General features: G+C 67.2%; 10 protein-coding genes. All 10 read right to left on the bottom strand.

Annotation, left to right across the window (positions count from 1 at the left end; translation table 11 throughout):
• Window positions 1-43 precede the first annotated feature (43 nt).
• The 10 genes from HLH34_RS00605 to HLH34_RS00560 all read right to left on the bottom strand — a co-directional run bounded on the left by HLH34_RS00605 (window position 44) and on the right by HLH34_RS00560 (window position 13,811).
• A complete protein-coding gene (locus HLH34_RS00605; RefSeq protein WP_183117652.1) occupies window positions 44-1,870 on the bottom strand; it encodes an ABC transporter ATP-binding protein in 1,827 nt (608 codons plus the stop codon).
• Window positions 1,867-2,709 (bottom strand): ABC transporter permease, encoded by an 843-nt coding sequence (locus tag HLH34_RS00600; RefSeq protein ID WP_264784205.1) that lies wholly within the window; start codon window positions 2,707-2,709, stop codon window positions 1,867-1,869. The genes HLH34_RS00605 and HLH34_RS00600 overlap by 4 nt, the downstream gene beginning before the upstream one ends.
• Window positions 2,706-3,662 carry an ABC transporter permease gene (locus HLH34_RS00595; RefSeq protein ID WP_183117651.1) on the bottom strand — a complete coding sequence of 319 codons (957 nt, stop codon included), beginning with the start codon at window positions 3,660-3,662 and terminating at the stop codon, window positions 2,706-2,708. Before HLH34_RS00595 ends, HLH34_RS00600 begins: the two co-directional genes overlap by 4 nt.
• Complete coding sequence (locus tag HLH34_RS00590; protein ID WP_244959529.1) at window positions 3,659-5,260, bottom strand: ABC transporter substrate-binding protein; 1,602 nt, start codon at window positions 5,258-5,260, stop codon at window positions 3,659-3,661. Before HLH34_RS00590 ends, HLH34_RS00595 begins: the two co-directional genes overlap by 4 nt.
• Window positions 5,247-6,524, bottom strand: coding sequence for an NAD(P)/FAD-dependent oxidoreductase (locus HLH34_RS00585; protein ID WP_183117650.1), 1,278 nt, complete (start codon window positions 6,522-6,524; stop codon window positions 5,247-5,249). Before HLH34_RS00585 ends, HLH34_RS00590 begins: the two co-directional genes overlap by 14 nt.
• 55 nt (window positions 6,525-6,579) lie before the next feature.
• Window positions 6,580-7,248, bottom strand: a complete 669-nt coding sequence (locus tag HLH34_RS00580; RefSeq protein WP_183117649.1) for a haloacid dehalogenase type II — start codon at window positions 7,246-7,248, stop codon at window positions 6,580-6,582.
• Window positions 7,249-7,400: 152 nt separating this feature from the next.
• Complete coding sequence (locus HLH34_RS00575) at window positions 7,401-9,836, bottom strand: TonB-dependent receptor plug domain-containing protein (protein WP_183117648.1); 2,436 nt, start codon at window positions 9,834-9,836, stop codon at window positions 7,401-7,403.
• Between the two features lie 224 nt (window positions 9,837-10,060).
• Window positions 10,061-11,137, bottom strand: coding sequence for a tartrate dehydrogenase (locus tag HLH34_RS00570; RefSeq protein ID WP_220791983.1), 1,077 nt, complete (start codon window positions 11,135-11,137; stop codon window positions 10,061-10,063).
• On the bottom strand, window positions 11,134-12,321 hold the full coding sequence (locus tag HLH34_RS00565) for an amidohydrolase (RefSeq protein ID WP_183117647.1): 1,188 nt from the start codon (window positions 12,319-12,321) through the stop codon (window positions 11,134-11,136). The genes HLH34_RS00570 and HLH34_RS00565 overlap by 4 nt, the downstream gene beginning before the upstream one ends.
• A 5-nt stretch (window positions 12,322-12,326) precedes the next feature.
• Window positions 12,327-13,811: an aldehyde dehydrogenase family protein gene (locus HLH34_RS00560; RefSeq protein ID WP_183117646.1), complete on the bottom strand. Its 1,485-nt coding sequence runs from the start codon at window positions 13,809-13,811 to the stop codon at window positions 12,327-12,329.
• Window positions 13,812-13,918: the final 107 nt, after the last annotated feature.

Raw genomic sequence — 13,918 nt, 5'->3', positions numbered from 1 at the left:
ATCGGCGAAGGGGCGGGAATGGCCCCGCAGGTACTGTCCACTGTCATGTCCGTGGCAGGACAGGCAGTTCGTCCGGCGGCAGATGGCAGGCGATCCGCTGGCCGTCCGGGCTGTTGATGATGGGAGGCGGCACGCGGTCGCACACCCCCTCGACCCGCAGGCCGCAACGGGGCGTGAACGGGCACCCTCCATCGGCCGCGGGCGGCACCGGGCCGGGTGTCGTCGCGCGCCGCCGTGCCGCGACCTCGTCCAGCCATCCCGCGCGCATCTCGGGCACCGAGGAGACCAGAAGCTGGGTATAGGGATGATGCGCCCCATCCATCAGCGACGCGGCTTCGCATTGTTCGACCACATGCCCGCCCAGCAGCACGGCCACCCGGTCGCAGACTGCCCGAAGCGCATGCAGATCATGGGTGATGAAGACGCATGACAGGCCGAGCGTCGCCTGCAGTTCGGACATCAGCTCCAGGATCGCCGCGGCCACCACCGGGTCCAGCGCCGCGGTGATCTCGTCGCACAGGACCAGATCGGGGCGCGCCGCCAGGGCCCGGGCGAAATTGACCCGCTGCTTCTGGCCGCCCGACAGTTCCATCGGGCGCCGGTCGAAGAGGGCATGCGGCAAATGGACAAGATCCAGAAGCCTCAGCGCCTCGGCACGGGCCGCAACGCCGCGCAGGCCGTGGAAGAATTCAAGCACGCGCTCAAGGATGGCGCCCACGGTCCATGCCGGATTGAGCACCAGATCCGCGTTCTGCGCCACGATCTGCAGGCGCCGGCGCTGTTCGGGCGTGCGATGCCCCACGCCGCCCGCCAGGATATCTCCCCGGAAACGCAGCGTACCGGCCGCCGGGGGCTGCAGTCCCGCAATGGTGCGCGCCAGCGTGCTCTTGCCGCAGCCGGACTCGCCGATGATGCCCAGGATGCGGCCCTGGGGCACCGACAGGTCGATGCCGTCCAGAATGCGCCGCGCGGGCAGGCCCCGTGCGTCCACGCGCCCATACCCCACGATGACGTCCGACACCGTCAGCACCGGTTCGGCGGCCGCGCCGTCAGCGGGCGCGGCCGCGGGGCGTGCGGGGCGCACCGGCAGATGGCACGCCTCGACCAGTTGGCGGGCATAGGCGGTGCGCGGACGCTCCAGAACCATCGCTGTGGCGTCGCTTTCGCACACTGCGCCATGGCGCAGCACCACGGCGCGGTCGGCAACCTGCGCCACGACGGCCAGGTCATGCGTGACATAGACCCCGGTGATGCCCCGATGCGCCAGCACGGCCCGGAAGGCCTCCAGAACCTCGATCTGCGTCGTCACGTCCAGCGCCGTGGTCGGTTCGTCGAAGACCACCACTTCGGGTTCCGTAATCAGCGCCATCGCGGCCATCAGCCGCTGGAGCTGGCCGCCGGACAATTGATGCGGGTAACGGGCGCCGATCGTTTCAGGGTGCGGCAGGGCCATCGCGCGGAACAGTTCCACCGCGCGGCGCTCCGCTTCCCGGCGCGGCAGTACCCAGTGCGTCAGCGCGGGCTCGATCACCTGCCGGTGCAGCGTCAGCGCCGGGTTGAACGCCGATCCGGCATTCTGCGCCACGTAGCTGATCGTCCGCCCCCGGAAGGCCCGCAGCCCCGCGGCATCCAGCCGGTCGACCCTGTGACCGGCCACCTCGATCTCGCCGCCCGAAATCCCGCATCCGGCGCGGGCATGGCCCATCAGGGCCAGGGCGATCGTGGTCTTGCCCGAGCCGGATTCGCCGACCAGGGCCAGCACCTCGCCCTGGCGTGCCTCCAGGCTGACGTCGCGCACGATCGGGACGTCGCCGCCATCCGCGCGCCGTCCCGTCACACGCAGACCCCGGACCGAAATCAGGTTCGTCATGGCCGCCGTCCGTCAAGCGCGAGGTTGATGCCCACCGTCAGCAGCGCCAGCACAAGGGTGGGCACCACGACCGCCGGCGCGCCGTAGGCCAGGCCCAGCACGTTTTCGCGCACCAGCGACCCCAGGTCGACCAGGGGCGGCTGCACCCCCAGCCCCAGGAAGCTGAGGTTGCTGAGCAGCAGCACGGCATAAACAAAGCGCAGGCCGATATCCGACAGCAGAGGCCCGGTCATGTTCGGCAGGATTTCGCGCAGGATGACGAAGGCCCGGCCTTCGCCGCGCGCCAGCGCCGCCGTAACGTAATCCGCCCGCGCGATCCGCAGGGCCAGGGCGCGGCTGGTGCGATACGAGCCCGGCATATAGATCACGCCCATCGTCAGGATCAGGGCCGGGATCGATTCACCGGCCGCCGCGATGACCAGCAGCGCGAACAGCAGGCTGGGGATGGACAGCAGCCCATCCATCAGCCGTCCCAGAACCCGCTCGACCCAGACCGACGTCGCCGTCGCGGCGATGCCGAGCACGATGCCGCAGCAGCACGACAGCAGCGTCGAAAGGGTGCAGATCAGCACGGTATAGCGCACGCCCCACAGCAGCCGGCTGCCCAGGTCGCGGCCCAGATAATCCGTGCCGAGCCAGTGGTGGAGCGAGACGCCGGCGAAGACATCGCGGTCAACGATCTCGCCCGGCGCATGGGGGGCCAGCAGCGGACCGGCGAAGGCGATGACGAACCACACGGCCAGCAGCCCCAGTGCGCGACGCGGCCCCGGCGCCAGCCGCGCCGCGAACATCGCCCCGTGCCGTCCACCGCGCGACAGGAAGGCGCCGACGGCGCTCACCGGTCCCTCCCCCGGGGCGCGGATGCCACCGCCACGACATCGGCCAGCGTCGTCAGGGCCAGATAGACCATGCAGAAGATCAGCGCGCAGCACTGGACCACCGGCACATCGCGCGCCGCGACCGAATCCACCATCAACCCCGCCATGCCGGGGTAGCTGAACACCGTTTCGACCACCACGACGCCGCCCAGCAGCGACGACAGGCTGAGCGCGATCGCGTTCACCACCGGGCCGATGGCGTTCGGCAGGGCATGGAACAGCACGATGCGGACCGGCGGCACGCCCTTCAGCACCGCCATTTCGATCCAGGGCGCGGAAAACACGTCGATCATGCAGGCCCGGATCATGCGGCTCATCTGCGCGGTCGTCGCGCCGGACAGCGTGGCCACCGGCATCAGGAAGACCCTGACGAACTGCAACGGCGAATGGACCGCGTTGATATCCGCCAGTGCGGGCGCGAGATGGAACTGCACCGCGAACACGAACACCGCGACCGTCGCGATCAGGAACACCGGCACCGAGACGGTACCAAGCATCAGCACCGTCGCCGCCCGGTCGAACACCGTGCCGCGCGCCATCGTGCAGGCCAGCCCCAGGGCCAGGGACAACGGTACGGAAACCGCCGCCGTCGCCCCCGCCAGCAGCAGCGAGTTATACAGCCTCGGCCCCACCAGTTCGGCGACGGGGCGGCCGGTCAGCAGCGACCGGCCGGGATCGGCGTGCAGCATGTCCCCCGCCCAGTGCCAGAACCGCAGCCACGCCGGCTGGTCCAGCGCCATGGCATGACGCAGGGACGCCGCGGCCTCAGGCGTCGCGCTTTGGCCGAGCAGCGTATCCGCGACGTCGCCCGGCAGGGCCGCGGTGATCGCGAAGATCGTCACGACGACGAACGCCAGCGAAAAGGCGGAGGCCGCCAGCCGTCCGAGGATGAGCGGACCCAGGCTGCGGGTCATCGATGCGTACCCCCGTCATCCAGCCACACGGACCGGGTGAAGCCGTACCCCATCAATTGTCCCGCACGATTGGGGCGCAGGCCCCGCACCTGCGGGGCGAACGCGTCCAGGCTGGTGGTGAAGGCGGGAATGCAGACGCCGGACCCGTCACGCACCATAGCCTGCATGTCGTGATAGATGCGCCGGCGCACCGTATCGTCCCGCTCGCCGCGGGCCTGCAGCAGCAACGCGTCGAAGCGCGGATCACGCCAGCGGGACTCGTTCATCGAGGCCTGGGAGGAAAAGCTGAGCGTAAAGGCCATATCGGCCGAGGGGCGCGCATTCGTATTGCCGAAACTCATCGGCATTTTCATCCAGTACTGGCTCCAGTACCCGTCCACCGGCATGCGGCGAATGCCCACATCCATTCCCGCGCGCTGGGCCGCGTATTGCAGCAGCACGGCGATATCGACCGAGGCCAGCGCCGCCGGAGAACAGAAAAACGCCAGGTCCTTCCCACTCATTCCCGATCGTTTCAGATGGAATCGCGCCCGGTCGGGATCGTAGGCCCGTTGTGGCAGGTCGGCGGCAAAATAAGGATCTTCCGGCGGAATGGGATGGTCGTTGCCGATCCGCGCGAAACCGAGGAATACGGAATCGCGCACCTGTTCCCGGTCGACAAGATATTTGATGCCGGTCACGAAGTCGGCGTTGTTCCCCGGAACCTGGTCGAGCCTGACGGCAAGGTCCGTGTAGGTGCCCACCGGGCTTTCCATGATCCCGAACCCGCGCGTCCGCAGAAGCCGGACAAGACGGGGATTGGCCGATCCGATGATATCCACGTCGCCCGACAGCAGGGCATCGTGCCGCGACATGTCGTCGGAGATTGCGATCAGGTCGATCGTGTCGAGCCACGCGGCCGCGCCCCAATAGTCGGGGTTGCGACGCCCGGTGGTCCGGATACCGGGCTGGAAACCGGTGCAGATGAAGGGACCGGTGCCGTTGGCGGACGAAAAATTCCTGGTTCCGTCGCGGATGACCGCGAAATTATCCATCCCGAGAATGGCGGGGAAATCGACATTCGGCCCCACCAGCCCGATTTCGACCGTCAGCGGCCCGGTCGCGCGGATATCACGCATCTGCTGCGCCGCGATCCGTTGCTGCGAGGCGACGGCCGGATCCTTGTGCCGGCTCAGGGAATAGACGACATCCGATGCCGTCAACGGGCCGCCGTCATGAAACGTCACGCCCCGGCGCAGCGTGATGTGCCATGTCTGGAAATCGTCGGTATCCAGACGTTCCGCCAGAGCGGGGTGCGGCACCATCGCATCGTCCAACGCCACGAGCCCGTCATAGAACGACTTGCCCCGCACGAAATCGTTGGCAACCGACATCCGCGCGGGGTCCAGCGTGTCGGCGGTCGATCCGGCCAGCCCGGCCAGGCGCAGATGCCCGCCGCGCCGGGGCACCCCTGCCCCCTGCGCCGCTGCCCGGGGGCCGGCCAGAATGGCCGCCGTGCCGCCAAGGCCAAGACCCAGGGCCGCCCGGCGGGAGACGGGGCAGTGCGGGGACAGCGCGCCGGCGCCCATGGTCAGGACCCCGCCGTCACGACAGCGCATCCTTGATCCGGTACCAGGCGCCGACCGCCGGCAGGAACCAGGGCTTGCCGTAATGACCGGTTATGGCAGGCCACCTCCCCTGGTCCCAGACGACGTCCGAGCGCGTGCCCAGCATGGCCGCGGCCATGGCCGCGCCGAGATGAACCGACATCTGCGTGCCATGCCCGCTGAACCCTGTCGCGAAGAAAAGGCCCTCGTGCCGGCCCGCATGCGGCAGGCGGTCGGCCGACATGTCCACGACACCGCCCCAGCAATAGTCGATGCGCGTCTGCGCCAGTTCGGGAAACATGCCCACCATCGCGCGCCGCAGCACGATGCCGCTCTTGGCGTCGTCGCGCGGCCCAGGCAGGGCGAAGCGGGCCCGGCCGCCGAAGATCAGCCGGTCGTCGGGTGTTGTACGGAAGAAATTGCCGATCAGGCGCGTGGTCGTGCAGGTGCGCGCGCCGGGCAGAATGCGCCGGCGCATATCGCCGGGCAGCGGTTCGGTCGCCACGATAAAGCTGCCGATCGGCACGATCCGACGCCGAAACCAGCCGAACGGCCCCTTTTCCGAAGCGCCGGTGGCGATCAGCACCCGTTCGGCGTCAACCACGCCGCGGGTGGACGTTACGCGATAGCGGCCGCCGCCCAGGGGTTCGAGGCGGCTGACGAATGCGTTTTCGAACACCTGCGCGCCTCGCCTAGCCGCCGCGGCGGCCAGCCCCGCGCCGAAGCGTCCGACATGCATCGATGCGCTCCGCCGGAACAGCAGCGCGCCATGGAACGTGTCGGATGCGACCTCGCGCCGGGTTTCCGCCGCGTCGAGGAACGTGACATCGGCATCCACCTCCCGCCGCAGCAACTCGGCGCTGGCTTCCAGCTTGGCGACGTGCTCGGGCTTGGCCGCCAGCTTCAGCTTGCCGCCCTGGCTGAAATCGCAGTCGATCCCTTCGTCCCTGACCAGGGTCTCGACGGTGGTTACGGCATCGTCGAAATCGCGGTAGAACGCCCGCGCGCGATCCAACCCGTACGCGCCGGCCATGGATCCGAAATCCTGCGCCAGGCCGTTATTGCACTGGCCGCCATTGCGCCCCGAGGCCGCATGAGCCGCGCGCCCTGCTTCAAGCACCACGACCCGCGCGCCCGCCATCGCCAGAGCACGCGCCGCCGCCAGGCCGGTATAGCCGCCGCCGATCACCACGGCGTCCGCCCGCGCCGGAACGGGGCCGGAGGCGCCGCCGTCAAAGGCAGGGGCGGTATCGATCCAGTAGCTGTCCGCCTTCATGTGCCTCCTCCTGTTGCCATGTTTCCCGCCGCGTTCATCGCGACGCAGCCGGGTCCTACAGCCCGAGGACGCCAGGCAGGCCGCCGATGTCCCGAATTTCGGTGTAGCCATATTCCGGGGTCGAGGGTTCATGCCCGCGGGCGACGAACACCTTGTTCTTCACGCCCAGGTCGCGGGCGGGCATGAGGTCGTAGCGCAGCGACGACGAGACATGCAGGATATCCTCCGGCCCGCAGCCGAGCGAGTCGAACATGTATTCGAACGCCCGCATCCGCGGCTTGTAGGCCCGCGCATCCTCGGCCGTCAGCACCCGATGGAACGGCACGCCGATATTCGCCACGTTGGAATGGATCTGGGAATTCATGGCGTTGGACAGGATCACCAGCGGAAATTCCTTCGCGACCCGGGCCAGGGGCTCCGCTACGTCGGGCCACGGGCCCCAGCTTGGCACCGCGTCGTAGAACTGGTTGGCCACCGAAACGTCGAAAGGAATGTTCCAGCGCCGGCAGGTGCGTTCGACGGCGTTCAGCACCACGTTGCGGTAGGGCTTCCATTCGCCCAGAACCTCATCGAGCCGATAGCCCGCGAAGTCGGCCACGAACCGGTCCATGGCTTCGGCGGGAATGGCATCGGCGTAGAGCCGGCGCGCCGTTGGCCCCATCGCGAAATTGACGAGGGTACCGTAGCAGTCAAACGTAACGAATTTAGGCTTGAAGAGAGACATGGTGAACAGGACCTCCTGCGTCGTGAAGTGCAGTAGAGCATGGGTTTCCGGCCACGCGAGGCCGGTTTTTTCCTACGTCGGCACATAATATGCCGAATTGAAAACCACGGGCAGCATTCCCTGCCGCCCGCGATGCCGCGGCGGGCTCGGGATCAGAGTTTGAAGTTCACCTGGAAGTAGTAGAACCCGCCATTATAGCCGATCTGCTCGATGTTCACGTCGTAGGCATAGGCACCGAGATAGCGGAACTCCGCCGGAATTTTCTTCTGCTTGGCGTTGCCGACATTGTTCGCCCCCAGCGCCACGCGCCAGCGCGGGGTAAGCTGATAACCGATCACCAGATTGGTCTCGTAGCGCGGCGGATTGACGAAGCGCATGAACTGCGTGTTCGAATAGGCGTTCGGCCCGGTATAGTACGACAGTTGCGACGTGGCCCGCCCCGAGCGGATTTCATGGACACTGAAATCCATCTTGCCGTAATGCCACACACCGCCGAAAATCAGCCGGTTTCGCGGCGTATAGCTTGTGATGTACGCCTGCTGTTGCAGGTTCAGAAGCGCGTTGCCGTTTCCGTCCGTGCCGACATGCCGGATGTTCGTCTGGTTGAAATTGGCCGCCAGATCCCAGTTGATCTGACCGAAGCGCCCAAGATGCGTAAGGTAGTTGGCCGTGATATCCAGGCCGCGCGTGCGGGTGCTGGCGGCATTGGCATAATATTGCGCCGTGACCGCCTTGGACGAGATGCCGGATGGAATGGTGAAGCCGTTCAGCTCCAGCGCCTCGATGGCGCTGGGACCGCTGTAGACGCCGGCCGCCATGATCCGGTCGCGCAAGTCGATCTGGTAGGCGTCGACCGTGACATGCAGGTTGTTGATCGGATTGACGACGAAACCGGCGCTGAAGCTTGTCGAGCGCTCGGGCTTCAGCGGCTGGGCCCCCAGCATCCGCGCGCCCGCCGAATTGACGGAAATATAGCCGCTGGCCGTCGTCGGGGCGACGGACATGTTCGACCAGTGTTCCTCCGCCAGGGTCGGGGCGCGAAACCCGCTGGCAACCGTGCCGCGCAGGCCGAAATAGCGGTTCACATCGTAGCGCGAGGAGACCTTGCCGGTCTCGGTATCGCCCGCGTCGGTGTAATGCTCGAACCGTCCAGCCAGGTCGACCTGCCATTTGGGCAGCAACTGGGTGGAGATGTCGATGTAGCCGGCGGTCACGTCGCGATTGCTGTCGCTGGCATTGCTGGAGCTCAGGCCGTGAAAGGCCGACGAACCCGTTCCGTACCACGACCCCATGTCGCCCGCGCCGATATGGTAGCTGTCATAACGATATTGCGCGCCCAGCGCGAAATTGAGCGGGGCAGCCAGCAGCGGAACATTGAACGCGTGCCTTACGCCCGCATCCGTCGTCCACTGGGTGTTGCTGAACGACATCAGGTGAAAGCGCGTCGGCGAATTTCCGAAATCCTGAAGCATCGCCGTGTTGATGCTGTCGATCAGCCCCATCCGTTCCGCGTCGCCGCCATACGTCGTGCTGAGGTCCCAGTCCCAGTTGAACTTGCGTCCCTTGAACCCCACGGTCACACCGTAATCGTTCTCGTCAATGGTCTCGCGCGGACTGAATCCATTGGGGTACATGGGCAGACTTGCCGTCGGAACACGGTAATCCTGATAGCTTTCCCCGTGCCGGTGGCCATAGGTCGCGAAGGAATACAGATTTACATCGTCGGCAATGGCATATTCCATATTGTACGAGATCGTTCCACGCTGCTGCAGCGGGTCGCCGATATCCTTGAAGTCGTAGCGGCCCGTGCGGCTGTCCGGCGTGGCGCGGACGGTATGGTCCTGATATTTATATTCGGCGCTCAGGTCGAAAAAACCTCGGCCCGCCAGCGATGTTCCCCAGTTCAGTGATTCGCCCGAGGTAAATCCGTCGCCCGCATAGCGTCCGCCGTTGATCGCCTGGACGGTCAGCCCATGCGTATCGTGCTTGAGAATGATGTTGACCACGCCGGCGATCGCGTCCGAACCGTACTGCGCGGCGGCGCCGTCCTGGAGAATTTCGATGTGGTCCACGGCCGAAACCGGGATCATGTCGATATCGACCGGCGACGAACCCTGCTGCGGGCCGGCATTGTTCGACAGGACGGCCGTGGTATGCCGGCGTTTTCCGTTGACCAGGACCAGGGTCTGGTTCGGCGTCAGGCCGCGCAGGCTGATCGCGTCGGTCATGTTGGCGCTGCCGTTCACGCGGGTGGACCGCGCGACCGAAGGCGCAAGCTGGATCAGGGCGTCCCGGACGTCGGCCTGCCCGGTGGCCGCAAGCTGCGTCGCGGTGACGACCTGGATAGGGCTGACACTGCTGCGCGCGGTCTGGTGCGGATCGCGCGTGCCGGTGACGATCACCAGTTCATCCCGCTCGCCGTCCCCGGTGCCCGGCGCCGGCGACGCAACGGACGCCTTGCGCACGACGTCCGAGGGCGCGGTGACGGAACTGGTCGCCGACTGCGCGTAGGAACGGGCCGGTGCCGCGAGGGACGCCACCGTCACCAGCGCTGTCGTTGCGGAAAGAAGGATGGTGGTTCGTCGCACGTTCCTGCTCCTCTATAGAAAATTCAGAAAGACCCATCTGCGGCATCCAGCGATCGGGACCAGCGTCGGAAATCGTACGGGCAGGCCGTCCTGGCAGGACTATTCTGAACACAGAACAATGCGCACATCGTGTCGATTTTGCATTGAAGCGCAGGAGAAGCTGCGGTTGACTGGCGCTATTCGGAAGAAGTCGGGGCGCGCCCGTCGCTCCGGGTCTCGAAATGTCAGTCCACCTGATCGAGCGCCGCGACGATCGCATCCCCGCAGGCGGATGTGCTGGCGGTGCCGCCGATGTCGGCGGTGCGCACGGTCGCCGACGGATTTGCCGTCACATGTTCGATGGCGCGCAACACCCGCGAAGCCGCCTCGGCCTCGCCCAGATGGTCCAGCATCATCGCCGTCGCCCACACCTGCCCGATCGGATTGGCGATGTTGCGCCCTGCAATGTCGGGCGCCGAACCGTGCACGGGCTCGAACATCGACGGGAACCGCCGTTCCGGGTTGATGTTCGCCGACGGCGCGATCGCGATCGTCCCGGTAACGCCGGGCCCGAGATCGGACAGGATGTCGCCGAACAGATTGCTGCCCACGACGACGTCGAAGCGTTCCGGATACATGACGAACCGCGCGGCGAGGATATCGATATGGTGAACGTCGGTCCGGATCTGCGGGTATTCGGCGGCCATCCTTTCGAACCGTTCGTCCCAGTACGGCATGGAATGGAACAGCCCGTTCGACTTGGTGGCCGACGAGACATGCGGGCGGTTCAGGCGCTGTGCCAGGTCGAAGGCGTACCGCATGATGCGATCCGTGCCCCGGCGCGTGAAGATCGCGGTCTGCGCGACCCCTTCCGCCTCGCTGCCTTCGGCGAAGCGACCGCCGATCTGCGAATATTCGCCCTCGGTGTTCTCACGCACGATCCAGAAGTCGATGTCGCCGGGCCCCCGGCCGGCCAGCGGACACGGAATGCCGGGCAGCAGTCGCACCGGGCGCAGATTGACGTATTGGTCAAAATCTCGCCTGATTGGGATCAGCATGCCCCACAGCGAGATATGGTCGGGCACGGTGGGATAGCCCACCGCCCCGAGCAGGATCGCATCATGCTGCGACAGCCGGTCCATGCCGTCCGGCGGCATCATGCTGCCGGTCGCCAGCCAGGTCTCGCAGCTCCAGTCGAAATGCGAGAAACGGAAGCCGATATCGAACATCGCGCCCACCCGATCGAGAACCTTCAGGGCCTCGGGCATGACCTCCTTGCCGATTCCATCGCCCGGCAGAACGGCGATCGTATGGGTCGTCATGATGGCGTCTCCTCCTGTTGCGTGATGTTGTGGTCGTTCCCGGACAGGCAATGGCGTGCGAGGGCCGTCCAGTACGCAATGCCGCGGGGAATGATCCAGTCGTTGAAGTCGTAGTCCGGTGCATGAAGCGGCGCCGACGCGCCGTTGCCGATCATGGCGTACGCCCCGGGACGCCGTCGCAGCATGAAGCCGAAATCCTCGGACGCCAGGCTGGGCGGTACATTCCGCTCGGCCGGCGCCACCTGCGACGCATCATCCAGGCTGCGCATGACCTGGCCCGCCAGTTCGGCCTCGGCGGGGGAATTGACGGTCACGGGATAGGGGCTGTGAAAGCTGATATCGATATGCACACCGAAGACGCGGGCCGTCCCCTCGGCAACGTCACGCAGACCCTGCTTCAGCGCGTCGAGCGCCGTGGCGTCCAGCGCGCGGATCGTGCCGGCGAGTTCGGCACGATCCGGCAGGATATTGTCGGTGCTGCCCGCATGAAACGTGCACACCGAAACCACGGCGGGCACCAGCGGATCGGTACGACGGGCGACCAGCTGCTGAGCCGCCTGCACGAATGCGGCCCCGGCCACCACGGGGTCGATCGACCGGTGCGGCTGGGCCGCGTGCGCGCCGCGCCCCAGAATTGTGACGGCGAACCGCCAGCCCCCCGCCATGATCGGCCCCGCGCGCACGCCGAAGCGACCGGCTTCCAGCCCGGGCCAGTTGTGCAGGCCGAAGCAGCGGTCTGCCGGAAACAGCGTGAACAGGCCCTCGCGGATCATGACATCCGCGCCCGCTCCGCCTTCTTCGCCGGGTTGAAAGACGAAATGCACCCGGCCGCAGGCGGGCGGCCGGGCCGCAAGCTCGGCCGCGGCGCCCAGCAGCATCACCGTGTGGCCGTCATGACCGCAGGCATGCATCCGGCCGGCATGACGCGAGACGTGATCGTGGTCGGCGCGTTCCGTGATCGGCAGCGCGTCCATGTCGGCGCGCAACAGGATGGAAGGCCCGGGGCGGCCGGTATCCAGACTGGTCACGACACCTGTCTTCGCCAGGCCGCGATGCGGTCGGTAGCCCCATGACGCCAACTGGCCGGCCACGATGTCGGACGTCCGGTCCTCCTCGAATCGCAGTTCCGGGTGGGCGTGCAAATCGTGGCGCAGCGCGACCAGCAGGTCGGGTTCGACGGCCATGACGTTCAGTTTCCAAACGCCATCAGCACGCTCTTGTGGCGCAGATTGGCCTCGACCGCCTGACGCCCCAGGTCCTTGCCAATTCCCGATCCACCGAACCCGCCGGTCGGAATCACGAAATCGGCCGAACGTCCATAGCGATTGACCCAGACCGTGCCGGCCTTCAGGGCCCGCACGGCCCGCATCGCGCGGCCCAGGTCCGCGGTGTGGACCCCGGCCGCCAGGCCGTAGACAGGGTGCGCGGCCAGGGACAGCGCCTCCGCCTCGTCCTCGAAGGTCTGGACGGTCAGCACCGGACCGAAGATTTCCTCCTGCACCGCAGCGGTCTGCGCGGTGACGTTCGTCAGCACGCACGGTTTGAGGAAACGGCCCTCTCCCGCCACGGGCGACCGCGCAAGGGGGGCGGCGGCGACGGCGCCGGTGGCGAGGCTGCGCGCGACGATCTCCTCGATGCGTGCGGCCTGGGGGGCCGAGATAATCGGCGCGTAGCGGGCATCCCCGCTCCAGGTCGGGCCGGGCACGACCTTGTCGGCCAGGGCGACGATCCGGGCCACCATGTCGTCGGCCACGCGGCGATGGACGATCAGGCGCGAGCCCGCGACGCAGACCTGCCCGGCGTTGCCCGTGAAAGCCCGAAACACCCGGTCCGCCACGTCGTCCACCGACCGGATATCGTCGTATACGATCTGCGGACTCTTGCCGCCCAGTTCCAGCGTAACCGGCTTCGGCCCGCTGTCGGCGGCCGCCTTCATGACCGCGATGCCGGTCCGCGTCGAACCGGTGAAGGTCAGCTTGCCGCAGAGCGGATGCCGCGACAGCGCATCGCCCGCGACGGCGCCGCTGCCCTGCACGACATTGAACAGACCGGCCGGCAGCCCGGCCTCAATCCCCAGCCGGGCCAGATACACGATCGAGAAGGGCGTCATTTCCGACGGCTTGAGCACGACCGCATTGCCCGCGACCAGCGCCGGCACCACCTTCCAGCTACCCATGACCAGCGGGAAATTCCACGGCGCGATCGCCCCCACGACCCCGTACGGTTCGCCGATCGTCATGCCCAGCAGGTCGGACTGCGTGGCGGCGACCTCCCCCCCCAGCTTGTCGGCATATTCGGCGAAGAAGCGAAGCCCCTCGGCGGTGAAGGGGACGTCCCATCCCATCGTCTCGGCGATCGGGCGCGTCGAGCACAGGGATTCGAGGCGCGCCAGTTCCTCGCGATGGACTTCCACCAGGTCGGCCCAGCGGCGGATGACCCGCGCACGGTCGCGCGGCGGGCAGGTTGCCCACCCACTGGTCTGCTGGACGTGCGCGGCGTTGCGAACCGCGCGGTCGACCAGGTCGGCGTCGCCTTCGGGAATGCGGCCGCGCAGCGAACCATCCGACGGCGCACGAACGTCGATGCCGTCGGCGCCCCGCAGCAATTCGCCCGCGATCAGATGCCCGTCGGGCAGTGGGACCGAGGCTGGGTCGAACGACAATGAACCGGACATGGCATCCTCCGTGGGCTGCCCCCTGCTGACACCGCCCGCCCGGCGCGGCCTTGGCGCAGCGGCCTGGCCCGGCGACTGCGGCACGCAGGCATCGCGGGCGAACGACG

Origin of the sequence: Gluconacetobacter azotocaptans, assembly GCF_014174355.1 — a bacterium.
Lineage (GTDB): Bacteria > Pseudomonadota > Alphaproteobacteria > Acetobacterales > Acetobacteraceae > Gluconacetobacter > Gluconacetobacter azotocaptans.
Note: the sequence above shows the minus strand (reverse complement) of the source record. Positions and strands in the feature narration are given on the sequence as shown.